The following is a 25,131-nucleotide window of genomic DNA, read 5'->3' as shown; positions in this document are numbered from 1 at the left end:
AAGATCAGAATACGTAGCGGACACCCAGTGATGTTGACCAGGTCAGGTCAATTCCCTGGATAAAAAACATTCCCGGTCCGCCTTCGATGTAGAGGTTCAGAGGAATCTCCTCAAAGGTATATTCCCAGCGGAGGAATCCCATCAGGGACATATCGAATTCTTCTCCCATGTGAAAGTTCAGCTGAGGTCCCAGTGAGAGGGGGAATGACTGATCCTTAATCTTGATGTCGGCAATGGTGAAAAGCAGGTTTCCACCGATGGTAAAACCGTTGTAGAAACTTCCCAGCAGGACATTGGTTTCCAGGAAGTTGGCCAGTCTGTATCCGAATACAACTCCTGAGGGATAACCCAGGGCAACACCAATTTTAGCACGGCCTTCAAGATCTTTAGTACTCAGAGTAATCTCTTTTATCTCTTTGTCCTCAACTTTTTTATCTTCCGCGAACACAGGGATGGTAAGACATATCAACAGGATCAGTAATATTGTTTTTTTCATTCTATTCACTCCAAGGTCTGTCAGACCAGTTATTATTACTATGTCATTATAATCTATTTAGTAGAAATATCTGCATCTATTCAGTAGAAATCTCTACCTGATAAGAAGGTTTTTTTACTCCTATGGGCAGAATCCAGACGGCTGTGTTAGACTGTAATCCATGAAGGATATTGAAGACCCCCGTTTAAAACATGATGCTGCCCGGATTGAGAACGTCCGCAGCCGCCTTGCAACTCAGGATGAGCTGGAGCATATGGTTCAGATCTTCAAAATTTTCGGAGATCCTTCACGCCTCAAAATCATTAATGCCCTTATAGAAGATGAGCTTTGTGTTCATGAAATATCTGAATTGATGCAGATGAGTCAACCTGCAATATCACATCAACTCAGACAATTGAAACAGGCATATGTCGTCAATTCCAGACGGGATGGCAAGCACATTTATTATTCTCTGAAAGACGAGCATGTCATTCAGATCTATAGAATCTGCCAGGAGCATATGGCAGAGGGCTGATTCTCAACATTATAGGAGTATTTCTCATGATCTACAGAAAATATGGAAAGAGTAAAATAGACTTGGCAGCAATAGGTTTCGGCGGGATGAGATTTGAATCTCCCCATGATACGGATGCTTCGGCAGAAACAGTTCTTCATGCCTATGAGAAGGGTATTACTTATTTTGATACTGCACCAGGATACTGTGAAGATCAGTCTGAAATAATCATGGGCCGGGCTATCTCGGAAATGAAGAAGCGGGGTAATCCTTTTACAATTTCTACCAAGAGTAATAAGTCTGATGGAGATACTGTCAGAGCCGAGCTGGAAACATCTTTGAAGCGTTTGAATGTGGACAGCATCGATTTTTATAACTGCTGGTATGTCCTTAGCATGGAGGACTGGGCCGGAAGGAAGTCCGGTGGTGCAGTACAGGCCATTTTGAAAGCAAAAGAAGAGGGGCTGATTAAACATGCAGTATTCTCCACACATCTTGCCGGACCCGATATCCGTAAGGTTATTGAAGAGGGTTATTTCGAGGGAGTGACTCTGGGATACTCCGTTATGAACTCGGCCTACAGACAGGAGGGGATTGAAGCCGCTGCAGAGAACGATATGGGTGTTATTGTCATGAACCCCCTGGGGGGAGGTCTTATTACAGGCAGCGGCGACGCACTGGACTTTTTGAAAGTAAGACCTGAGCAGTCCATGCTGGAAAGTGCTCTTCATTTTCTTCTCAATGATGAGAGGATCAGCTCCTTTCTTGTGGGCTTCCGGAATAAGGATGATGTAGATAGCGCTGTTGCAGCTGTAGAGAGCTTCAAAGCATATACAGAAAGTGAGATGAATCATGTGGAACGGAGTATCTCTCATGACTTCAACTCTCTGTGTACCAGCTGCCGTTACTGTGATGTGTGTCCTGAGGATATTCAGGTCTGGGCTTTTCAGGAGTGCTGGAATCATCTCAAACTCAAGGGTAATGCCGAGGGACTGTCAGACCGCCTGAAATGGTATTGGTCTGCTTCTTTGTCAGAGCTTGAGCGCTGTACCTCCTGCGGGGCATGTGAGGCTGCCTGTACTCAGAAGCTGCCCATCATTGACCGATTTGCCGAGCTGGAGAAAGCCCTTAAATCATTATGAACGGATCGATTGTTATTTTGACAGGGGCTGGTATCTCTGCAGAGTCGGGTATTCAGACATTTCGTGCGTCAGACGGTCTCTGGGAGAATCACCGGGTGGAGGATGTAGCAACTCCCGAAGGATTTGCCCGGGATCCCGAGCATGTTCAGGAATTCTATAATCAGAGGCGGAGACAGCTCAGAGATTCAGACATTAAGCCTCATGCAGCTCATATGGCTCTGGGGAAACTTGAACTTGAATATGACGGTTCTGTCACTGTAATAACTCAGAATATTGATAATCTACACGAAGCCGGAGGCAGTCATCGCATCATTCATATGCATGGAGAGCTTCTGAAAAGTCTCTGTTCCGCCTGTGGAAACCGTGCTGATCTCGAGGGAGATCTTGACAGGACAATGAGCTGTCGGGTCTGTGGAGCTTCCGGATCATTACGACCCGATGTTGTCTGGTTTGGTGAGATGCCCTACGGAATGGACGAGATTATGCAGCTCCTGGAAGACTCTTCTCTTTTTCTTTCTATCGGCACTTCAGGGCATGTTTATCCGGCAGCCGGCTTTGTTGAGACAGCCGCCGCAGCCGGGGCTCTGACCATTGAAATAAACCTGGAACCCTCCCTGGTTCATACACTCTTTGATGAGCATAGAACGGGAAAGGCGGGTGATCTGGTCCCTCTGCTGGTGGACGATATCCTTTCAGGAAAAATCAAAATCTGATCCTATATTTTTCAAATACAATACTACGGGATTCTTGACAATGTTTTGGACTGGGCTTATAGTCTACATATAAGCATATACTTATATGTAAATATGAGTGGAATACTGAGGAGACTCCTTATGTCACAAAAAAATGAGTTTATATTAAGCGGTTTAAGCTGTTCACACTGTGCCGCCGTGATAGAAAATAAAATAAATGATCTTCCCTGGGTTGATGAGGCCCGGGTAAACCTTGCAACTCAGATACTTTATCTTGATGCTGCTTCGGTCGAAGAATCCCGGCAGGAACTGCAAAGCCTTGTGGATGCTGTTGAGGACGGAATCACCGTTGAATATAGATCTGATGCGAAGGACCCTTCAGATAGTAAGAAGTCCTGGAATATTACTTCATTACTGCTTAAGAGATGGGGAGAAATTCTGGGTGCCCTGCTCTTTCTGGCTCTGACATTTCTGAAAGGGAATGAACTCTTTTTTCTTGAACTGAGAATCGCGCTCTACGGTGCGGCCTATGTCCTGGTCGGCAGAACTGTGCTCCTTTCGGGGCTGAAGAATATGAAAAACGGCCGACTCCTGGATGAAAATTTCCTGATGATTATCGCAACCGCCGGAGCCTTTGCTATTGGAGAATTTCCTGAAGCAGTTGCTGTTATGCTCTTTTATCAGGTGGGAGAATTTTTCCAGGAACTGGCTGTTGACCGCTCCCGGCGTTCTATCAGAAATCTGATGGATTCAAAGTCCGGTATGGTCCAGGTACTTGAAGGGGATGAGGTAAAAGAAATTGCACCCGAAGATGTAGCTATCGGTACGCTGTACCGTTTGAGGCCCGGTGACCGGGTTCCTCTGGACGGTATTATAGAAAAGGGAAAGGGCTCGGTAGACAGTTCCGCCCTGACAGGTGAATCTTATCCCCGTCAGGTGAATGAAGGGAGTTCTGTATTAAGCGGTTTTGTAAACAGAGAGTCTGTACTCGAGGTCCGCAGCAGCAAGATCCTCTCTGAATCTTCCTATTCCAGAATCATACGAATGGTTGAGGAATCCAGCAGCCGAAAGGCGCAGTCGGAACAGTTTATTACACGTTTTGCCCATTACTACACACCTGCTGTAGTTGCTCTGGCTGTTCTTCTGGCAGTCATTCCACCTCTGCTTATTGAAGGGGCTATTTTCCGGGACTGGCTATACCGAGCCCTGGTCTTTCTGGTTGTTTCCTGCCCCTGTGCTCTTGTCATCTCTATTCCTCTCGGCTTTTTTGCCGGTATCGGCCGCGCTTCCCGTGAAGGAATTCTGGTCAAGGGAGGAAATTATCTTGAGGCCTTAAATGGTATTGATACGGTTTTTATGGACAAGACCGGCACCCTCACCAGAGGTGATTTTTCAGTAAGTGCAGTACTTCCTGCTCCAGGAATCAATGGAGAGGATATGCTTCGTTATGCTGCAATAGCGGAAGCATCATCCACTCATCCCATTGCAGAATCTATAGTAAAGACCTGGAAAGAAAATTCCGGGGAGATTAAGGTTCCGGCAGCCGATTCCACAGAGGAGATTGCAGGTCACGGAATTCGGGCCCATTGGAAGAAACAGGTAATCACCATAGGTAAACCCGGATGGCTCAGAGAAGCGGAACTGGATTTGATTCCCGGGCCCCAAGGGAAAACAACAGTTCATATCGCCGTGGATTCTGTTTACCAGGGAGCCATAGTACTATCCGATGAGATTCGGAGTGATACGGCTCAGGCGCTGATAGATCTGAAGAATGAGGGCATTGAGTCTATTATTATGCTTACAGGGGATAGTGAAGCAACAGCAGCAGCTGTGGCTGCAGAGCTTGAACTGAGCAGCTATCAGGCAGATCTTCTGCCTCATCAGAAGGTGGAAGCCCTTGAGATGTCCATAGCCCAGGGGAAAAGGACGGCATTTCTGGGAGACGGCATTAATGACGCTCCTGTACTGGCCAGAGCTGATGTAGGGATTGCCATGGGTGGACTCGGATCGGATGCTGCCATTGAAGCCGCAGATATTGTCCTGATGGCTGATGAGCCCTCCCGGCTTGTGAACGCCAGAAGAATCGCCCGGAAAACCAGAGAAATCATAGTACAGAATATTGTTCTTGCTTTGGGGATCAAGGCCGTGATACTGGTACTGGCCGCCCTTGGTTATGCAGGGATGGGACTGGCTGTATTCGGTGATGTGGGAGTCGCCCTGCTGGCCATTCTCAATGTTCTTAGAATTATGTCAGGTCGTGTACCCACTTCTCAGAACGCACACGCCACAGCCCTGTAATATATTTTGCAATCTCCTCGCTGAGACAGAAGAGGTAGACCAGTGCAGGATGAAGATGAAAAACGAGTCCGGCCAGGGCTACCAGGGGTATGCTGATCAGCCATAGAGGGATCAGTTCCAGAACGGCACAAAAATGAGTGTCTCCGCCGCTGCGGAGAATCCCCACAATAATATGCATATTTGATGCTTTTACAAAGAGGACAATTGTTAGAATCCTCAGAAGCTGTACAACAAGATTTGCCACATAATCTGAGATATTGAATAATCCGGGGATTAGGGGAGCGAGAAAGAATATGAGTACTCCGATAGCCGCCGATAATATTGGAACGATCATAAGTATGGTCTTGGCACAGCGTTCTGCTTCTTTCTTTCTGCCTTCTCCAATCATATTTCCCAGTATAATGGCAGCTGCATTTGCTGTTCCTACAAAGAAGATAAATGCAAGGCGGGAGAATGTATCCATTATATTGAAGGCTGCAAGAATATCAGTTCCCATACGGGCAAAGACCAGGGTGAACATGGTCATACCCATGGACCAGCCGATCTCATTCAGGATTACCGGGCTGACCTTGTGAAAGAATCGGCCAACAAATTTTCTGTTCTGATTCAGCATCTCTTTAATGCTTGCAGCAACAGGGTATTTCTTTATATAAACCAAAAGAATCAGAGCAGTCATCTCGATGATTCTGGCTCCCGTGGTAGCAATGGCTGCTCCGGATATACCCATTTCGGGCATGCCGAATTTACCGAAGATCAGGGCATAGTTAAAAACGGCATTAAGACTCAGTGCTGTCGCTGAAAGAATCAGGGGAAGGCGGACGACACCGGTACTCCGGAGTACGCCCTCATAAATGATGGTTCCAGCCGTAAACATATAACTGATTGAGGCTATCTTGAGATAAGGTATTCCTGCTTGTACTACAGCTTCATCCTTTGTGAAAATACGCAGTATTTCTGCCGGGAAAATTTGAGCTGCCGCTGTAAAAAGGGCTGCTCCCAACAGACCCAGAATAAGGGCCATTCCCAGGGATCTATGAATTCCATCAAGGTCCCTCTTACCCCAGAACTGGGCAGTAAAGACAGAGCTTCCACTGCTCACTCCGAAGAGGAAGAGCATCATCAGAAAGAATATCTGGTTGGATAGAGCCACTGCTGCAATGGCAGTTTCACCCAGCTGGCCGATCATCAAGGTATCCACCATATTCAGAAGCGTCTGAACCAGGTTCTGTGCCGCTATGGGGAGGGCCAGTAATAAGAGTTTTTTAAAGCTGTCGCTGTCCTGTCTCAGTCTCTCCGGAAGATTCCAGGGCGATCTGAGACTCAAGGTCTGTTCCGTCATGTGGAGCCATCATACTCCCGGCTATGCTAATAGTCTATGTATTAGAGACTCTCTTTTTGACTTTTTTACAGTGCCTGAATTAAAGTGTAATAATTTCAAATCCCTTTGCGATCCAGGCCTCAATCGATGGATGGCCATTCATCTCTGAAAGCAGGGGGAGTCCCTGAGCTTCAACCTCTTCAAGGGTCCCCATCTGATGGCAGCATGCTCTGCATACACCGGCAAGAAGTCCCTTGGCAATTATTTTTGTATAGAGGGGATGCTGGGGATGGGAGGGCTCTTTCAATGCTCCCACAAGTTTACAGGCGGAACCTTCAACGATCAAAGCCGCCTCATAACCTTTGGCATCAAAATCCAGTACATTCATCATGGCATGGGCAAAACAGACTGCTTCTCCCTGAAAAGCAAAAACGGCAACTTTTTTCATTATTAACTCCTGATCTAAGTGTTCTTTTACCTATTGTGATATTCCCGGGCAACGAAATCAAGTATAAGATTTTTTTTATAAGGGAAGAGTATGATTATAAAGGGCAGAGATCTTTTCCTGTCCGAAAGAACTGTCCGAAAGAACTGCCCCCCCATATGTTGGAGAACATTTTGGGGGCAGTTCAATCCCGGGCTTTTCTAATATCATTGATAGATCAATTTACTATTAGATTTTGCCTTCTTCAATCAGAACAAAGAGGGAAGCGATAACAGCGCTCATTTCAACCCGTTCGGGATCATCATCAGAAATATTATAGGTAACGGACCAATCACCCTTGTTCTTGATGATTGAGGAGAGAATCTCACCATCTTTTCTGATGCTGAAACCATTGATTCCTTCAGAAGGAGTGGCGCTGAAGTCCAGATTCTTGCTGCTGAAGACATCGTATAACCCGTTTCCGGCTTCATCAACGACAGCTCCTCTCATGAATCCGTTAAAGCCTTCAGCTAGATGATTATATTCAATATCATAGCGGATTACCCGGCCTGTTTGTGATTCAACAATACGAAATTTATAGTTGAGGGTGTGGCTTGTTTTCCCCTTCTTTTCAAGAGAAACAGATGTTGCCTCAACGCCACCCAGTCCGGACCATCTGAATCCATTTTCATCTTCCATGGCAAAGGATATTGCCAGGTTTGAAGAAGTTTTGCTTGCACCTTCATGGCGCAGCACAGACTTGGTGGGTTTCCCCGAAGCTTTTATATCTTTGATCGTATAGTTTGCAAATGTATAACTCTTATTGAAAAGTCCGGATGATCTGATTTCATAAATGCCGGTCAGTGATTCCTGTTTCATGATTTTCTTACTGCTCTGGCAGGATATAGTGCTCAGCATCGCCGCAACTGCAAGGGTAATCATCCCCAGCTTTCTTATATGAGTATTAATAAGATTCATTAATTAAGGTTCTCCTGTAGTTTCAGATATTTTTAATAGTTTAACTCTCAATTGAAAATATTACAAACCCGGAGGTGAAAACGACTAAGTTTTCTAGCCTCCGGCTTTATGCTATTGCTGCAGATATATAGTAAGGAATCATTTTCCGGGAAGTGCCACAAGGTTGGGGCTGCTGCCTGTTTTCTCTATTTCAATCAGATTGCTGTAGGTGGTCTCTTTAATATTTTCTACCGCTTCCCTGGTGAAGAAGGCCTGATGACTGGTTATGAGGACATTGGGAAAGGTCTGCAGCCTGACAAATGTATCATCCTGAATAACTTCGTCCGATAGGTCTTCAAAAAAGAGATCTCCCTCTTCTTCATATACATCCAACCCGACATAACCCACTATGCCTGATTTCAGTCCATCGATGACGGCATTTGAATTGATAAGAGGCCCTCTGCTGGTATTGATCAGCATAACGCCTTTCTTCATGGATTTTATGGCATAATCATTAATCAGATGATAGGTCTCATGGTTGAGGGGACAGTGGAGTGATATGATATCGCTTTCTCTGTACAGGGTCTCAAGGTCTACATATTTCACACCCTTTTCTTTGACCGTATCGCTTGGAAATTTATCATAGGCGAGAACTTTTACTCCCAGTCCGGATATTACATTCATGAAAACCTGTCCGATTTTTCCGGTTCCGATAATTCCCACAGTTTTTTTGTGAAGGTCGAAACCAAGCAGACCATCCAGAGAGAAATTACCTTCTCTTACCCTTGAGTGTGCTCTGTGATATTTTCTGTTAAGAGTGAGGATGAGTCCCAGTGCATATTCTGCAACCGCATAGGGTGAGTAGGCCGGTACACGACAGACTTTAATACCCTTTTCTTCTGCTCTGTGCAGATCAACATTATTGAATCCGGCACATCGGAGGGCAATGATCTTTACTCCGCCCTTTGCGAGGGTATCTATAACCGCCGCATTAATGACATCATTTACGAATACACAGATGGCATCATATCCTGCAGCCAGAGCTGCGGTCTCTTCATCAAGCCTTGCTTCAAAGAAAGTCTGTTCTATTGTCTTGGGTTTTTTGCTTGTAAAGGCATCTTTTACCCATTTTTTACTGCTGAATATAGCGAGTTTCATTTGTAGCTCCTGTTATATACTAGTAAAGTAATAGTATATGTGGTCTTTGTCTATATAATTACACTTCAATTAAATAAGTTTCAGACAAATCCCATAGTTTTTCCATGAAATCTATATTTGCGGTTCTGGAATCCGGAGCGAGAGCTTTGCAGTATTTGAAATAACAGGTTTCATCGATATCAAGGTCTGGTTCTGAAGCCAGAAAGACAGAGGTAGATGCTCCATCTTCAACACTCTGTCCCTGTTTGCTTCTGAAATACCAGACCAGTTTGGAAAGTCCCTTTGTCCCTTTCAGTCCAATATCCGTATTCACCAGTCCGGGATCGGCACAACAGGCTGTGATCTTCTTATCTTTATAACGTCTGTTGATTTCATTCATGGTGAGAACATTGAAAAACTTTGACTGCCGGTATGATCCAAGGGAGGAATATAATCGTTTCATGCCGGGATCTTTCCAGTGTAGTTTTGCTCCCCTGTGGGCACGGGAACTGACGGTAACAATACGGCTTCCCTCTTTCATAAAGGGTATTAAAAGACGGCTTAGAAGAAAAGGGGCCATATGGTTAATGGCTAACTGCCATTCAATGCCGTCAACGGTCTCTTTGTAATTACTGGCGAAGGATCCGGCATTGTTGATAAGACAATACAGATCATCTCCATTCAACAGGGTCTCTATCTCCCGGGAAGCTCTGTGAATTTCTCTTTGGGATGAGAGGTCCGCAAGGATATATTCAGCCTGATCTCTCTTTCCTGCAGCCTCCATCTCAATAAGGCATTGCTCTATTTTTTCCCTGGATCTTCCGATTCCTATGACTCTATATCCCTTCTCTGCAAGAGCCTTGAATGAAGCCCAGCCTATACCGGATGTTGCACCGCTTATAACTATTGTTTCCATAATTGAATTTATCATACTATAATCCTTCAATCCACTGTCTGTATTTTTCGGTGATTAGAATCAGGCAGTAGTAAAATAATATTTTACTGTATATAAAAAAGGCGGATTTTATGGACTCCTATGTATTTATCAGCGGTGCTGCCGGAGGACTGGGCAGAGCGTATGTTCATGATGCGGGAAAAAGGGGCTGGGATCTCTTTTTGACCGATATCCCCGGTTCTCCTTTAAAGGAACTGGCCCGGGAGATTCGTTCCGCATATGGTGTGGACGTTCAGTATGAAGAGGGCAGTTTTCTCACTCATGCCTCCAGGGATGATTTCTTTCAAAAACTGGCTGCAAGGGAATTTAAGTTTAACTTTCTTATCAATGTTGCGGGGGTGGAATTTGAGACTCCCTTCACATCTCTGAGCCTGGATCAGATTCGTCTTATTATGAATGTAAATATGAACGGAACAGTAGAACTGACCTCCTCAATCCTGGAGCAGCGTGATATGGAGAGTCCATTCAGAATCCTTACCGTTTCCAGTCTGTCTTACTTCTATCCAATGCCTTATAAGGCGGCTTATTCATCCACAAAACGTTTTCTTTATCATTTTTTTACAACTATCAGAGAGGAACTCCGTAGGGAAAATGTTACTGTAACTCTGCTCTGTCCAGCTGGAATGCCCACAAAACAGATTGTCGTGGATCGGATTGCCGCTCAGGGATTAATGGGCAGGCTTACTACAAAATCTCCCGACTATGTAGCTCATCACAGTATTGAAATGGCTCTGAAGGGTAAAGAAGAATATATACCGGGAGCAGTAAACCGTTTTCTTAAACTTGCGGGTTCTTTATTCAGTGATCCTGTGAGAGCCAGGATGTTGAAAAGACGCTGGGACCGGGCCGCCGGTTGAGGTAGAGCTGTATTCCTGCCTGACCCAGAAGCAGATACCCCGCTGCAGAACAGCTCTATATGCTGTTTGGCCTGTTTGAATGAACGGCAGTTTCTAATTTCAGAAATTAGTGTTAGAATAATAATGGAATATGAACAGGAGGACTCTTTGAGAAAGCTGGTGGTACTTTACTTTATTTTGATCAATCTATCCGGATTTGCACTGGCCCTTCTGGATGGCTCGGATGTCAGTATGAAGGCAGTCGAGTCTTTGTCAGAATCTTCTGATCTACGCATGACAACAATAGCAGCCTTCGGCGCAAGTACCGGGATTTATATCTCATATAAGATAACCGATAATTCAAATGTATTGAAGAATCAGGAATTCAAGGGAACTCTTCAAATCCTGATTTTTCAGAATCTTCTATTTTTTATCTTTTCTCTGAAATCATGCGGACGCAAACGCAAATCAGCTGATTATAACCGTTCATCCCTAAGTCTCAAATAAACACTTCAATTAAAAAATAACTTTTCAAATTCGGTTGCAGCCACCGGTGGACTTGTTATATAGCCCTGAATGTATTTGCAGCCCTCTTCTATAAGACAGTCAAACTGATCCTCTTGTTCTATACCTTCAGCAAGAGTTCTGAATCCGAAGGTCTCTGCTATACCCAGAATTGCTCTGACCATTTCAACTCCATGTCTGTCATGAGGAATGTTATCTACAAATTCCTTGGCAATCTTTAATGTGTTAATCGGGAATTGATTTAGTGAGCTGAGGCTGGAGTATCCGGTTCCGAAATCATCGAGCATTATCTCTATGCCCATATCCTGAAGAGCCTTCAGTTTTATCTTGATCTCTTCGGGATTTGACATGACCACTGATTCAGTTATTTCCAGATGGAGTGCTTCTCCCGGGATTTTCAATACTCTAAGGGCAGTTTCTACTGTATCTACAAAGTCAGCCTGCTCCATCTGTACCGAAGATACATTGACGGACATTTCGATATCCTGCCCCATCTCTTCACGCCATACTTTTACCTGTTTCAGAGCATTGTATAAAACCCATTTTCCCAGATAGTTGATCAGTCCGCTCTCTTCTGCCAGCGGGATGAAATGGACTGGAGAAACTGATCCTCTCTGAGGGGCGTCCCATCGAAGCAGAGCCTCACAGGCCTCAAGTTTTTTATCTTTATTCACAATGGGCTGATAGGCAATGTGAAATCCTTCAAAGTTATTGAGGATGCACATTCTTAAGATATACTCTAATGACTGGTTTTCATGATAAGTCCGACCGATTTCCGGAGAATAGAGAAACCCATTCCAGCTTTTCTCCTCATAAATGCCCAATGCAATTTCAGCATTCTGTTCCAGTTCGTCCAGAGAATTGGCATGATCGGGATAGAGGGCCACCCCCACATTGCATCCAAAGCTGACATCTGAGGCCGGCGGATTGTGAGATTCAGAGACCCGAATTATCATGTCGTCAATTTTTTTTTCGACTTCTTCCTGGCTTTCATAATCGGAGATAATAAAAAGAAATTCGTCCGAGCGGTCTGATTGATACAGATTCTCTTCTTCTACCAGAGGTTTCAACCGCTCTGATGTAACATAGAGCAGAACTTTCATTCTATCTCTAGTGTGGCGGATCCGCTGATAGTTTTTATCCAGTCTGAGAATACCGAATGCAAAGCGGGATTTTTTTTTACTGATAAGATTATTCATCCGGCGAACCAGGATATGACGCTGCAGCAACCCTGTATCCGGATTATGATTCATTAGTTTTTCAAGCTGACCTACATGGTCTTTTTCAAGCATCAGTTCTATCTGAGCCTGTCTTAATTTTTCTTTACATTCCGATTGTATATTTATCATTTTTTACCTTATTTAACAGAATAGGTCAGGCTCTGATTCCAGGTCAAATATATCTTCTTTTTTTTCTAAATATTTTTTATTAAACATTGAATCAAACAGTCAGGATACCCTGTGATGATTTTAATGCTACATATAAATGCTCATTTTTCAATACCAAATTAATTCCCGCTATGGTATAAATATCCTTAGGTATCGAGTTGAAAAAGTACCTGGGCTATGTTCTGGCTCAGTTATAATAGAAAGACTTAGACCTTAAGTAATAAAATCACCGAGATGGAACTTCTCGGCAATAGATAAATTATATAGGAGTATATATGTCTGAATATGTTGTCCTGGGTGACGAAGCTGTTGCCCTGGGTGCCGTACATGGCGGAGTTTCCTCATGTTATGGTTACCCTGGTACACCTTCCACCGAGATAATGGAATACCTTTTAGAATACAGTGAGAAAGAAGACGGCCCTTTTGCATGCTGGTCCAGTAATGAAAAAACAGCCATGGAAGAAGCTCTTGGAACTTCCTTTGCGGGTAAAAGAGCCATTGTAACCATGAAGCATGTCGGCCTTAATGTGGCTGCTGATGCTTTTATGAACGGAGCCCTTCTGGATATCCGCGGCGGTCTTGTAGTTGTAGTAGCCGATGACCCCGGTATGCACTCTTCACAAAATGAGCAGGATACCCGTTTTTATGCCGATTTTGCAAAAATCCCTCTGCTGGAACCCGCTAATCAGCAGCAGGCTTATGATATGACCCGTGAAGCCTTTGATCTATCTGAAAAAATGGGATGTCCCGTTGTTCTCAGACTGGTCACCCGTCTTTCCCATTCCAGAGCCGCCATCGTGACAAAGGAAGCCAGGAAGGAAAATCCTATTAATAAAGCGGATAATAAACAGGACTGGATGCTGCTTCCCGCCAATGCCAGACGCCGCTGGGACAGCCTTCTCGGACGTCAGAAAGATATGATTTCCTACAGTGAAAACTCTGCAATCAATGCTCTTACAATGAATGAATCTAATAAAGATCGCGGTATTATCACCACCGGACTGGGATATAATTACTATAAGGAAAATGAGAGCGAATTGTCTGATAATCCTTCTCATCTTCATATCGGTGTTTATCCGGTTCCTGAAGATAAAATCAGGAAAATTGCTGCCCATGTAAAAGAACTTATTATCCTTGAAGAAGGGTATCCTTTAGTAGAGCGTCTTATTGCGGGACTTCTGCCCAGGGATCTTAAGATCACTGGAAAACTTGAAAATATAGTTCCCCTTCAGGGAGAACTTAATCCTGATAATATCAGACCCGCTCTGGGACTTCCCGCCAGGGAGAGCGCCGCACCGTCCACTCTTGATCTTGTGGGAAGACCTCCTCAGCTTTGTAAGGGTTGTCCCCATGATGACACCTACAGAGTTATCAAGGAAGTACAGGCTGAACTTGAAGAAAGTACAGTTACTTCAGATATCGGATGCTATGCTCTGGGTGCTCTACCTCCCTTAAGTGTTCCCGAAACCATTATCTGTATGGGTGCTTCAATTACAGCGGCCAAGGGTTCTTCCGAAGCAGGACTGAACAATGTTATGGCCGTCATCGGAGACAGTACTTTCCTCCACTCCGGTCTGACAGGTCTTGTTGACTGTGTTTCCAGCAAAACCGATGTGACCATCATCATCGTGGATAATGAAACTACTGCCATGACCGGCGGGCAGACAACCATTCTGCCTTCCAGCCGTCTTGAAGGTGTTGTCAGAGGTATTGTCGGGGAAACAGATCATGTCATGACTATTCCTGCCCACCGCAAGTTTCATGAAGAGAACAAAGAAAAACTCAGAAAAGAACTGGCGTATAAAGGTGTTTCTGTCATCATTGCTGTGAGAGAGTGTATCGAAACTGCCCGTAAAGCCAAAAAGTAAGGTTCTTGGACCCTGAGCTAAATAAATCCTGAAGCAGTAAGACTGCTTCAGTAGTATGGAGAATAATAAAAATATGAAATATGACATAATTCTTTCCGGTGTCGGGGGGCAGGGTGTACTGTCTCTTGCCTCTGTTATTGCTACAGCCGCTGCAAAAGCAGGTTACAAGGTTCGTCAGTCAGAAGTTCATGGAATGGCCCAGAGAGGCGGAGCTGTAATGGCTCATATGCGGATCTCCGACGGTGAGATCTTCTCTGACCTTATCGGGCAGGGAACAGCCGACATGATCCTCAGTATGGAGCCTCTGGAAAGTCTCAGATACCTTTCCTGGCTCTCTCCTGACGGAATCGTTATTACATCCACAAATCCTGTGATTAATATTCCTAATTATCCCGAGGAGTCTGAAATTAAATCAGCTCTGGATAAGCTTAAAACCAGGCGTCTTGTAGATGATAAAACCATTGCCAAAGAAGCCGGTTCAGTCCGAGCAGGAAATATGGTTATTGTAGGTGCAGCCGCTGCAGATCTGCCCTTTGGTATGGATTACCTGAAGGCTGCCGTAGAGAGCATGTTCTCACGTAAAGGGGATGAGATTGTGCAGGTAAACTATAAGGCTCTTGATCTAGGGAGTCAGATCTCATGATTCGAAATCTCTATGAAGACGAAGAAATTGAACGTCTGGACAGAGATGCCCTGAAGGCTCTGCAGCTTCTACGTCTGAAAAAAACAGTTGGTACCGCTCTGATAACTCCCTTCTACAAAGAGAGACTCAAGGCAGCGGGTATAAGCTCCCCCGAGGATATTAAAACCCTTGAGGATATAAGGAAAATTCCCTATACCACTAAAGATGATCTAAGGGATGCCTATCCCTATGGTCTACTCTCTGTAGATAAGGATGAAATAGTCCGGATGCATGCATCCAGCGGTACTACCGGTACTCCAACCGTTATATATCATACACAGAAAGATCTGGATCACTGGACCAATATGACTGTTCGCTCCCTAAAGGCCACCGGCTGTACAAGGGGAGATGTATTTCAGAACATGATGACCTACGGTCTATTTACCGGTGGAATCGGTCTCCATTATGGTGCTGAAAAGCTTGGTATGCTTGTAATTCCCGCATCCAGCGGTAATACAAGACGTCAGTTTCAGCTGATGAAAGATTTTCAGACATCAACAGTTCATGCCACTCCCAGCTATTTGCTCCACCTCTATTCCCGTATGGAAGAGCTGGGCTACAAACTGGAGGATTTCAATCTGAAGAGAGCTCTTATCGGAGCGGAACCTCATTCAGAAGAGATAAGGCAGAAAATTGAAGAGTTATTCGGAATTGATGCTTATAACTCATATGGACTTTCCGAGATGAACGGACCTTCCGTTGCCTTTGAGTGCACTGAGAAAAAAGGGATGCATATCTGGGAAGATGCCTATTATGTTGAAACCATCGATCGGGACAGCCTTGAGCCTGTAGAAGCTGGAATAGAAGGTGAGCTTGTTCTGACCATTCTGATCCGGACAGGGACTCCCATTCTCAGGTATAGAACAAAAGATCTTACAACCGTAATACCCGAACCCTGTGTCTGCGGCAGAACTAGCCGGAGAATCACACGGATTAAGGGCCGCACGGATGATATGCTTATCATTAATGGTGTAAATGTTTTTCCTTCACAGATAGAGGAAATCATCATGAAGATGCCAGGTATCGGTACCAATTATCTGATAAAGGTCAATAAAGAGGGAACTCTTGATAAATTGACCATTCAGACGGAAGTAGGGGCAGATCTTTTTACAGATAATACCCAGGATCTTCACAATCTGAGGAAAAGAATTATTGAAGAATTAAGTGCTTCCATTACCATTCGAGCGGCGGTGGAACTGCATGAACCCGGCTTCCTTCCTGTACAGCAGGGCAAGGCCATTCGGGTTATAGATGAGAGAGGAGGTGTATTTTGATTTGGAATAAAAGCGCGGAATGCGACAACAGGGAAGACAGGAAGTCTCAGCAGCTTTACAGTCTGAAAAAACTGGTACGTCATGTATATGAAACGATTCCCTTTTACAAGAAAAAATTTGATGAAGCCGGTGTAACACCCGACGACATAAAAACCCTTGAGGATATTGCCAAACTTCCTTTTACAACCAAGGATGATTTACGGGAGACCTATCCCTATGGCCTTTTAGCCTGTAAAGAAAAGGAAATTGTGGAAATCCATACTTCCTCGGGAACTACGGGTACTCCTGTTCTGGCTGCGTACACAAAAAACGATATGGAGATGTGGTCAGAAGTAATGGCACGCTGTCTCTGTATGGCCGGTGGTACTCCTGATGATGTTGTACAGAACGGTTATGGATACGGTATGTTTACCGGTGGTCTCGGAGTTCATTACGGTTCTCATAAACTCGGCTGCCATACCATTCCAGTCTCTTCTGGAAATACTAAAAGACAGCTGATGATGATGCGGGACTTCAAGTCCACTATTCTGACCTGTACTCCCTCCTATTCCCTTTATATGGCAGAATCTGCCAAGGAGATGGGGATCGACTTTAAGGATCTTTCCCTGAAAGCGGGCATCTTCGGTGCAGAACCCTGGAGTGATAATATGAGGAAGGAAATTGAGGAAAAACTCAATCTTCAGGCCTTTGATATCTACGGTCTGACCGAGATTGTAGGTCCCGGTGTTTCAAATGAATGTGAAGCTCATGACGGACTTCATGTCAACGAAGACCATTTTTATCCCGAGATTATCGACCCCAAGACAGGTGAAGTTCTTCCTGAAGGTGAAAAAGGGGAACTTGTTTTTACTACAATCACCAGAGAGGGAACTCCCATCATCCGTTATAGAACCAGAGACATTACATGGCTCTGGCATGATGACTGCCCCTGCGGCAGAACAACGGTCAAAATGCACCGTCTGCTGGGACGTACAGATGACATGCTCATCCTCCGCGGTGTGAATGTATTCCCAAGCCAGATTGAAAATGTATTGATGCGGATTGAAGAAACCGAACCCCATTACCAGATTGTTGTTGACAGAGGGGATTCTCACCTTGATGAAGTAGAGCTTCATGTTGAAGTAGAGCCCAGTTTTTTCACAGATGAAACAAAGTCTCTTGAGAAAATCAAGGCTAAAATAGCATCTGAAATCAAGCAGGAATTGGGAATCTCGGTTATGATTAAGCTGGTAGAACCCAAGTCTATTGCGAGGTCTGAAGGCAAGGCGAAAAGGGTCATCGACAAGAGATCTCTATAGTCTGCAGTCATTTTACATAAAAAAGGAGACAAGCATGAAAGTAAAACAGATATCCGTATTCCTTGAGAATAAGAACGGCCGACTATCGGAGGTCACCCGTATCCTGTCTGATGGAGAAATCAGTCTGAGAGCCTTGACAATTGCCGATACAGCCGATTTCGGTATACTCCGGATTATTGCCGAACAGCCTGATAAATGTCTTGATCTACTCCAGAAAAATAACTTTACAGCGAGGGTGACCGAGGTTATCGGTGTCCGTCTTGATGACAGACCCGGTTCTCTTCATGAAGTAATGCAGATCTTTGAAGACAACAATGTCAATATTGAATATCTGTATTCCACACTCATGCTGATGGATGACAAAGTCGTAATCATGTTCAAGGTTGAAGATATCGATCATGGACTGGATATCATCAAGAAAAACGGTATGGAAGCCATTACCGCTTTTTGAATACATTCAACGCAGTCCGTTCAGAACATCTGAACCATCATAATTATCTCTTTGGTGGTCAGATGCTGTTCTGGGTGGATGAAAACGCATGGATGACCGCAGCCAGGGATTTCCCCGGCTTCCGTCTGGTCACCAGAGGGATGGAACGGATCAGTTTTGAAAAATCCGTGATAAACGGTTCCATCCTGCGTTTTCATATTCTTCCCGTTAATCAGGGAAACAGCTCTGTTCAGTATCAGGTGGATGTTTATGCCGACTCCCCCGGTGAACAGTCGGAAGTACTTGTTTTCAGTAACAAGGTGACCTTTGTCTCTGTTGACTGCAATGGAAGCAAAATCCCTCTACCATCCAGGGAGAAGCTTCGTTCACAACTTGAAGATGCGAACCCTGTCGCTGCACCTGCTGCAGGGAATCAGCCTGCACAATGTAATGACCAGGATTGAACCTTAACTATTAAGATATATTTACTATCAGGATAGACGTTTATCAACTGTCTTTTCAGCCATATGTGATGATGCACCGGACACCGCTCTTATACCGCCCCCGTTATCTATCACAAAAAAGCAGCCTTTCTCAGCTTCTTATCTTTATACATATTCTCGTCAATCTCTTTAAGAACCATAGTCTTGTTACAACTCAGGGGATCTTTTATAAATTTATAACCATAACTCATACTGATTCTATAATCGTCATTTTTACTGTTTAAATCAGAAAGAGTAGAATCGAGGCGGTCTATAATTTTACTACAGACATTTTCCTGATCCGATTCTATGAGAAGGATAAATTCATCCCCGCCGTATCGGCAGACCAGATCTTCGGGATTTGTATCTGATATGAGTATGGAAGTCACTAACTTAAGAACCTTGTCTCCTTCATTATGACCAAAATTATCATTGATATATTTAAAATCATTCATATCTATCAGAATCAGAGAGAAGGGGTCATTTCTTTTAATCTTGAAATACAGTCTCTGTTCAAACTGACTTCTTGTATAAAGATCTGTAAGGGAGTCTCTGCTCGTTTTTGACTGTTCCAGTGCAAGATAGGTCAAAAGTAGAACAAGAGTCGTTGATGGCCATTGGAGAGCAATCCCATAAAACAGAATCTGCATAAATGATCCGATAACCGGGATGACTAAAAAGAGGATAATCACCTGTGTGAGCCTGCCGACAATCAAATCTTTATGAAGAAAGAAATACATATAGGCAGCGAATATTAAGATATAGATTGAGATATATGCTGTAACGAAATAGGGACCTCTGCTGTAAACATTAGACTCAGACATAGAATATATCAAACCAGGCCGGTAAAGGTTTATCAGCACAATGAACGTGTTGATAAACAAGGGGGTGATGTATATATACCCTCTTCTGCGGAGCCCTTTTTCGTCGTGAAAAATATTGAAGTCTATGTAGCGCATCCAGACAATCACAGGGAGGGTTGTGCAAATAATAGAAAAAAATTGAATCCAGTAGCTGATGATTCTGAACTCAGTCAGTCCGTCAAAAATCCATGAGATGGTAGACAGGGCTGTAATTAGAATCAGGGAAAGCAGAACCTGCCTGAACAGTCTTGAAGAGTAATCTTCCTCTGTCTTCTGATTCTTTGAGAGATACAAGAGGATCAACTGTATTATCAAAGAATAGAGGAGTAGATCTATGCGGACAAAAATTGTTACTGAATTCATTGCTATTTTCATTCTAACACTATAAAGACTGATTATCCAAATAATTTCAGGTGACAAAAATGATTGTGTCAAAGTATGCCCTGAGATATACTGCCATTCATGAGCCCATACCGAGTTGTAATTACAGATAACCTTTTTGATGACTGTATTGAAGAGGAAAAGGTTTTTAAAGATGAGAATGTAGATCTTGAAATCTACAGCCGCCTGGACAGGAAGACACTCCTTGAAAAAGTACGTTCTGCAGATGCCCTTCTATTGAATATGGTAGATGCGGATAGAGAGTTTATTGACTCTCTGGACAAGTGCAAGATCATTTCCCGTTATGGAATCGGATATGATAATGTCGATGTGGAGGCTGCCCGGGAAAAGGGCATCTCAGTAGGAATCGTTCCTGATTACTGCTCTATTGAAGTCGCTGAACATGCGGCAGCCATGCTTTTATCTGTTGCCAGACGGATACCCCAGCGGCACGAACTGGTGCGCAAGGGGCACTGGCGTGATTCTCCGGGGCATTCTCTTTTTAGAATCCAGGGGTCAGTTCTTGGTATATTAGGTTATGGAAAGACTGGAAAGGCCCTCCATAAACAGGTCTCCGGATTTGGTTTCAGCCGAGTCCTGATTCACTCAAGAGGCCTGGCACCCGGAACTGTTCTGGAGAATGGTGCTGAAGCGGTCTCCCTGGATACCTTACTGAAAGAGACAGATTATCTGTCCGTCCATCTTCCTCTCACAGACGAGACCCGTCACCTCCTGGATCACAAAAAACTTAACTCAATGAAGAAGGGTGCTGTTCTTGTGAATACGGCCAGAGGTGGAATCCTGGATGAATCCGCCCTTTATACAGCATTGACCACCGGCCCCCTGAGGGCAGCGGGTCTTGATGTTATGGAGAGTGAGCCCCCTGAGCAGAACAATCCTCTTCTCACTTTGGATAATGTGGTGATTTCTGATCATGAAGCTTATTACAGTGAACATTCTGTGGTAGAGCTGAAAAGAAAAACCGCCGAGAATGTTCTGGCGGTTTTAAAGACAGGAAAGGCTGTTTTTTCCGTGGATGATCTCAGGGACTGATATCTTTCCCGTAGAAAAATTCTGGAAGTAATATTCTATGAGAAATTCAATCTCAACCCGGTATGAAAAGGATGGAGACATCCTCCCCGGTGCTGCTCTGGTTTTTCTGAAAGTTCAGTGGATCGGGAATTGGTTCTCCGTCAATCAGAAAATAATAGGCATATCTTCCAGGTTTTATGGAAAGTACTGCACTGTACAGCCCCGGTTCTTTTTCCTTTAATGCAGTCATATAGGGGTCCCAGCGGTTGAAGTCTCCCGCCAGGTAGACTCTTTTTCCCGGACTTGTCTGAATATAGAATTCAACGGTCCCTCTTTCATCCTGCAATACGGGACTAAGCTGCCGAACTCTCTGCTCGGGAGGAAAAGTCAGTCTGGAGAGGTATAAACCGTTTCGGTCTCTGACTCTGTTTAAATTCTCTGCATCTTCAAGCCATATCCCGTCAACTACAACTCTGTAATCAACTATCTCCATATCAGGAAGAGGAAGAATCAGGAAATAGACTCCATGCTCATTCTTTTGATAACTGTAAACTGTCTGGTAGTCATCAGTTGAAAAAGCTGCTCCTACGAATCGGGCCTGGTGGCTCGGCACACAGCTCAGAATAAGATGATTTCTCCATACCTCAGGAGCACTCGCCTGAGTCATTCCGGTAATCTTTAAATGGAGATTGATATCTTTTACTTCAAAGGCCTGCAAAAGACCTGCTGAAAAGAGGAGAAATAATAGAATAACTCTGTTTTTCATCATCGGGTTCCTATGTTATGATTTTCGGATTAAGTACGTCTTTAGTTGAGAGCTGATGAAAAAACTTTTGTCACCCCTAATAAATGCCGAAATAGTAATAAGATATTATGCCTACACGCGAAGAAATAGACAGATTTAAACAGAAAGTTAATCTCTGGGGAAATGAACCGGCCATCCTGGAAGCACTGGGAGAGACCATAGAAGATGTTCTACCCCCCGCACCGTCGCTTGAGGAAGAGCTGAACATGGGAGAACTGGATCAAGATGATCTGTCCATGGATGACTTTCTGAGCCAGGCTGGTTTGGATGCTGAAAACGAAGAACCCGAAGATTTTGAAGATATACCCGGACTGGATGATCTGCTGGATGAACCACCTGAACCAGTTGCAGATTCACTTGTCCCTGATACAGAAATTCCTGATACAGATGATTTCTCACTCCCCGATGACCTTTCTGATTTTGGTGACCTTGGTCTTGACTCCTCCGAGGATGATCAACCGACTGAAGATCTGATTGATGACAGTTTTTTCGGAGAAGTCGGAGATGTTGAAGAGAGTGGAACTGATGATTCCCTGGACGGACTGGACAGTTTTATGGAACCCGGCAGTCTGGAAGAACCTGCTGGACCTGAAGAGCTTGAGGATCTTGGTGATGACAATCTGGAAGACCTTGAGGAACTCGGTGACCTGACTGCTGATGACAGCCTGGAAGACCTTGAGGAACTCGGTGACCTGACTGCTGATGACAGCCTGGAAGACCTTGAGGAACTCGGTGACCTGACTGCTGATGACAGCCTGGAAGACCTTGAGGAGCTCGGTGACCTGACTGCTGATGACAGCCTGGAAGACCTTGAGGAGCTCGGTGACCTGCCTGCTGATGAAGGTCTGGGAGATCTTGAAGAACTGGATGAACTCTCAGCTGATGATGATCTTGAGGAACTTGGTGAGCTTGGAGAACCTTCTGCCGATGACGGCCTGGATGATCTTGGAGGCTTAGGTGATTTAGGTGATTTAGGTGATTTAGGTGATTTAGGTGATTTAGGTGATTTAGGTGATTTAGGTGATTTAGGTGATTTAGGTGATTTAGGTGATTTAGGTGATTTAGGTAGCCTGTCCAAAGATCTTCCCGGAGTAGATGACGGATTTGATCTGGGAGCCCCGGGAGAAGAGTTTGATCTGAGTTCCCCTGAAGAAGATATACCTGAACTCGGAGGCATGGAAGAACTATCCATGGATGATGATGAAGGTGATTCAGCTCAATTCTCACTTGGTGATTTTGGTGAAGAATTCAATTTTCAGGAAGGCATCAGTTTTGATGATGACATGGATGCGTCTCTGGATAGTCTGGATACCCTGGATGATACCTTTCTTATGGATGATACCGAAGATCTGGATACTGAAGATGAAGATCAGTTCCAGATCAGCGGTGGAGATATGGATGCTGTTCAGGAAAATCTGCGGCGTCTGCCCCTCAATCTAAAAATGGCCATTCAGGATATTCTGGCTGAAGCTGATGACCTGACAGGTGTCCGTTACAAAAAACTCGTAAATATGCTGATCAAGGGAACCGCACCCCGGCAGATCAATACTGAATTTTTTAATATCACCGGAAAGAAGATTGAACTACCTAAAGGCTATCAGAAGCTTACGGGTCGTGAGTTTGAGAAGAGACAGTCAGGTTTCTTCTATCAATTTGCCGAAAAGGGCTGGCCTTTTATCCGTCTTGTAGCGGTTATCCTTGTCCTTCTGGGTATCACGGTTTATCTGAGCTTTCACTATCTTTACAGACCCCTTCAGGCCCATATCTATTATGAACAGGGACTGGAGCACATAGATGCAGACGAATATGTTCAAGCTGAAGAATACTTTAAAAAGGCTTATTTTGGCTGGAATCTGGGACGTTTGAATATTGACGGCTGGCCCAGAAAGAAACGATTTCTTGATTATGCGGATGCTTACCTGGATCGGAGAGCCTATCCTTCGGCAGCTTCAATGTATGAAGGGCTGCTTGGAGAGTATCCTGCATATGTATCCGGTTATCTGGAGTATGGTCGTTTCCTCACCAACAAGACAGGTGAATATGCTCATGCTGCGGATGTTCTGTCCATGGGACTGGACCGGGATATGTATAATTACAACCTAATGCTTGCCCTTGGTGATAATTATATGCTCTGGTCAGAGGAAGATCCTGAAAGACTTGAAGATGCCAGGTATCAGTATGCAACGGCATTGTCCCGTTATAGTGGCAGCGATGAAATAATGCTCAGAATGCTCAGTTATTTTCTGAAAACTGAAGATCATGGAAATATATCAATTCTGAATAATATCTATGCAAATAAAAGCAGTATAAAAGGGGATACTGCTTTTACTGCTTTAGTCCTATCCGATCTGGCTGGATACTATATTGATCGTGACCAGGTCAGTGATGCCAAGGATCTCCTTTTTAAGGCAGAGCAGATTAATGTTACGGTTCCTGATGTTCACTATCAGCTGTCCCGCTACTTCAATAGAACCTATAATACTGATCAGGAAAAGACCGCCCTGCAGAAGGCTCTTTATTATATGGATCAGACTCAGCCTCTAAGCCGCAGCAGAATTTTCAAGAAGATCAGTATATATCATCGCCGTGGTGAGATGAGCTATGAAGAATCTAATTATGAAAATGCTGAGATTGAATTCGAAGCTGGTATTCGCCTGCTGGAAGACAGCCAGGAACGCGGCCTTATAGGTACAGATGAGAAAATCGGTGAACTGTATGCAGATATGGGGAATCTCCTTTATGAAGTCTATAATGACCTGGGCGGTGCCCTGAATTACTATAATCTGGCTGAGACAAATCAGTATTTCAGAGGAGATATGTCTTATAAAATGGGATATATCTATTACGATAATCAGAGATATGATCAGGCTGTTCTTGAGTTTGAATCTGCCATTAAAGGTCTGGATAATAAAAGAAATACTCAGTTTGCCCTGGCAAATACACTTGTACGGCGGCAGAATCTGTTTGGTGCAAGAAATCAGTATGTGGAAATCCTGAGGGATCTTAAACGGGAAGAGAGTTCTCTTCCATACCTGGCTCCCGAGGATATTCTGGAGCACCGTTCTCTGGTGAACCACTTTGTCCAGGTCTATAACAACCTTGCCTATGTTGATTTTTCACTGGCCGGGCGAAGCTCCGATCCTGCCAAACAGAGTCAGGCGCTCCTGTCTCTGACAAAGGCTGCAGACTATGCAGATCGTCTGGATCGAGATCCCGATACAATGATCAGGACCCGTCCGGAGGACAGTCTGGTATTCCAGAATACCATGGCAATGATCAAACCGATTCCAGGGACAAATGTACATATGTTCGATGAAATCCCCAGAACCCCGGATGAACTGCTAAGCCGCTGAGT

The 25,131-nt window shown here is 44.3% G+C and carries 23 protein-coding genes; 14 read left to right on the top strand and 9 right to left on the bottom strand.

Annotated elements, in window-relative coordinates; all coding sequences use genetic code 11:
* Window positions 1-4: 4 nt before the first annotated feature.
* Entirely contained in the window at window positions 5-496 is a 492-nt protein-coding gene (locus tag DV872_RS16805; protein ID WP_114631109.1) for a hypothetical protein, read from the bottom strand.
* A 160-nt stretch (window positions 497-656) separates the two neighbouring features.
* Here DV872_RS16805 and DV872_RS16800 point away from each other — a divergent pair, with 160 nt between their 5' ends.
* The 4 genes from DV872_RS16800 to DV872_RS16785 all read left to right on the top strand — a co-directional run bounded on the left by DV872_RS16800 (window position 657) and on the right by DV872_RS16785 (window position 5,121).
* Window positions 657-1,010 carry a metalloregulator ArsR/SmtB family transcription factor gene (locus tag DV872_RS16800; protein ID WP_114631108.1) on the top strand — a complete coding sequence of 118 codons (354 nt, stop codon included), beginning with the start codon at window positions 657-659 and terminating at the stop codon, window positions 1,008-1,010.
* A 26-nt stretch (window positions 1,011-1,036) separates the two neighbouring features.
* Window positions 1,037-2,131, top strand: coding sequence for an aldo/keto reductase (locus DV872_RS16795; protein WP_114631107.1), 1,095 nt, complete (start codon window positions 1,037-1,039; stop codon window positions 2,129-2,131).
* Window positions 2,128-2,844 (top strand): Sir2 family NAD+-dependent deacetylase, encoded by a 717-nt coding sequence (gene cobB / locus DV872_RS16790; RefSeq protein ID WP_114631106.1) that lies wholly within the window; start codon window positions 2,128-2,130, stop codon window positions 2,842-2,844. Before DV872_RS16795 ends, cobB begins: the two co-directional genes overlap by 4 nt.
* A 120-nt stretch (window positions 2,845-2,964) precedes the next feature.
* Window positions 2,965-5,121, top strand: coding sequence for a heavy metal translocating P-type ATPase (locus DV872_RS16785; RefSeq protein WP_199563500.1), 2,157 nt, complete (start codon window positions 2,965-2,967; stop codon window positions 5,119-5,121).
* Here the strand turns inward: DV872_RS16785 and DV872_RS16780 are convergent.
* The 5 genes from DV872_RS16780 to DV872_RS16760 form a co-directional block, all read right to left on the bottom strand.
* Complete coding sequence (locus DV872_RS16780; RefSeq protein WP_114631104.1) at window positions 5,069-6,460, bottom strand: MATE family efflux transporter; 1,392 nt, start codon at window positions 6,458-6,460, stop codon at window positions 5,069-5,071. The genes DV872_RS16785 and DV872_RS16780 overlap by 53 nt on opposite strands.
* A gap of 79 nt (window positions 6,461-6,539) precedes the next feature.
* Entirely contained in the window at window positions 6,540-6,887 is a 348-nt protein-coding gene (locus tag DV872_RS16775; RefSeq protein WP_114631103.1) for a cytoplasmic protein, read from the bottom strand.
* 225 nt (window positions 6,888-7,112) lie between these two features.
* Window positions 7,113-7,841 (bottom strand): hypothetical protein, encoded by a 729-nt coding sequence (locus DV872_RS16770; protein ID WP_114631102.1) that lies wholly within the window; start codon window positions 7,839-7,841, stop codon window positions 7,113-7,115.
* Between the two features lie 138 nt (window positions 7,842-7,979).
* On the bottom strand, window positions 7,980-8,978 hold the full coding sequence (locus DV872_RS16765) for a 2-hydroxyacid dehydrogenase (RefSeq protein WP_114631101.1): 999 nt from the start codon (window positions 8,976-8,978) through the stop codon (window positions 7,980-7,982).
* Window positions 8,979-9,036: 58 nt separating this feature from the next.
* Window positions 9,037-9,888, bottom strand: a complete 852-nt coding sequence (locus tag DV872_RS16760) for an SDR family NAD(P)-dependent oxidoreductase (protein ID WP_114631100.1) — start codon at window positions 9,886-9,888, stop codon at window positions 9,037-9,039.
* Window positions 9,889-9,983: 95 nt separating this feature from the next.
* Between DV872_RS16760 and DV872_RS16755 the strand changes: the two genes are divergently transcribed.
* On the top strand, window positions 9,984-10,769 hold the full coding sequence (locus DV872_RS16755) for an SDR family oxidoreductase (RefSeq protein ID WP_114631099.1): 786 nt from the start codon (window positions 9,984-9,986) through the stop codon (window positions 10,767-10,769).
* A 147-nt stretch (window positions 10,770-10,916) separates the two neighbouring features.
* Entirely contained in the window at window positions 10,917-11,255 is a 339-nt protein-coding gene (locus tag DV872_RS16750; RefSeq protein ID WP_114631098.1) for a hypothetical protein, read from the top strand.
* 5 nt (window positions 11,256-11,260) lie between these two features.
* Here DV872_RS16750 and DV872_RS16745 read toward each other — a convergent pair whose 3' ends face one another.
* Window positions 11,261-12,622: a bifunctional diguanylate cyclase/phosphodiesterase gene (locus DV872_RS16745; protein WP_114631097.1), complete on the bottom strand. Its 1,362-nt coding sequence runs from the start codon at window positions 12,620-12,622 to the stop codon at window positions 11,261-11,263.
* Window positions 12,623-12,936: 314 nt separating this feature from the next.
* Here DV872_RS16745 and DV872_RS16740 point away from each other — a divergent pair, with 314 nt between their 5' ends.
* From DV872_RS16740 to DV872_RS16715, 6 genes are all read left to right on the top strand, one after another.
* Window positions 12,937-14,529, top strand: a complete 1,593-nt coding sequence (locus tag DV872_RS16740; RefSeq protein WP_114631096.1) for a thiamine pyrophosphate-dependent enzyme — start codon at window positions 12,937-12,939, stop codon at window positions 14,527-14,529.
* Between the two features lie 73 nt (window positions 14,530-14,602).
* Window positions 14,603-15,172 carry an indolepyruvate oxidoreductase subunit beta gene (locus tag DV872_RS16735; RefSeq protein ID WP_114631135.1) on the top strand — a complete coding sequence of 190 codons (570 nt, stop codon included), beginning with the start codon at window positions 14,603-14,605 and terminating at the stop codon, window positions 15,170-15,172.
* Complete coding sequence (locus DV872_RS16730) at window positions 15,169-16,485, top strand: phenylacetate--CoA ligase family protein (RefSeq protein ID WP_114631095.1); 1,317 nt, start codon at window positions 15,169-15,171, stop codon at window positions 16,483-16,485. Before DV872_RS16735 ends, DV872_RS16730 begins: the two co-directional genes overlap by 4 nt.
* Window positions 16,482-17,783 (top strand): phenylacetate--CoA ligase family protein, encoded by a 1,302-nt coding sequence (locus DV872_RS16725; RefSeq protein ID WP_114631094.1) that lies wholly within the window; start codon window positions 16,482-16,484, stop codon window positions 17,781-17,783. Before DV872_RS16730 ends, DV872_RS16725 begins: the two co-directional genes overlap by 4 nt.
* 34 nt (window positions 17,784-17,817) lie before the next feature.
* Window positions 17,818-18,234, top strand: coding sequence for an ACT domain-containing protein (locus tag DV872_RS16720; RefSeq protein ID WP_114631093.1), 417 nt, complete (start codon window positions 17,818-17,820; stop codon window positions 18,232-18,234).
* The gene (locus DV872_RS16715) at window positions 18,231-18,677 is read left to right on the top strand and encodes an acyl-CoA thioesterase (protein WP_114631092.1); all 447 of its coding nucleotides are present in this window, start codon (window positions 18,231-18,233) and stop codon (window positions 18,675-18,677) included. Before DV872_RS16720 ends, DV872_RS16715 begins: the two co-directional genes overlap by 4 nt.
* Before the next feature lie 110 nt (window positions 18,678-18,787).
* On the opposite strand, the gene DV872_RS16710 is transcribed toward DV872_RS16715, so the two are convergent.
* Window positions 18,788-19,933, bottom strand: coding sequence for a GGDEF domain-containing protein (locus DV872_RS16710; RefSeq protein WP_114631091.1), 1,146 nt, complete (start codon window positions 19,931-19,933; stop codon window positions 18,788-18,790).
* Window positions 19,934-20,020: 87 nt separating this feature from the next.
* Here DV872_RS16710 and DV872_RS16705 point away from each other — a divergent pair, with 87 nt between their 5' ends.
* Entirely contained in the window at window positions 20,021-20,992 is a 972-nt protein-coding gene (locus DV872_RS16705; RefSeq protein WP_114631090.1) for a C-terminal binding protein, read from the top strand.
* A gap of 52 nt (window positions 20,993-21,044) precedes the next feature.
* Here the strand turns inward: DV872_RS16705 and DV872_RS16700 are convergent, their stop codons facing one another.
* Complete coding sequence (locus tag DV872_RS16700) at window positions 21,045-21,737, bottom strand: hypothetical protein (RefSeq protein ID WP_158547015.1); 693 nt, start codon at window positions 21,735-21,737, stop codon at window positions 21,045-21,047.
* Between the two features lie 107 nt (window positions 21,738-21,844).
* Between DV872_RS16700 and flcA the strand changes: the two genes are divergently transcribed.
* Entirely contained in the window at window positions 21,845-25,129 is a 3,285-nt protein-coding gene (flcA, locus tag DV872_RS16695; RefSeq protein ID WP_114631088.1) for a periplasmic flagellar collar protein FlcA, read from the top strand.
* The last annotated feature ends 2 nt before the right edge of the window (window positions 25,130-25,131 follow it).

Origin of the sequence: Oceanispirochaeta sp. M1, assembly GCF_003346715.1 — a bacterium.
Lineage (GTDB): Bacteria > Spirochaetota > Spirochaetia > DSM-2461 > DSM-2461 > Oceanispirochaeta.
Note: the sequence above shows the minus strand (reverse complement) of the source record. Positions and strands in the feature narration are given on the sequence as shown.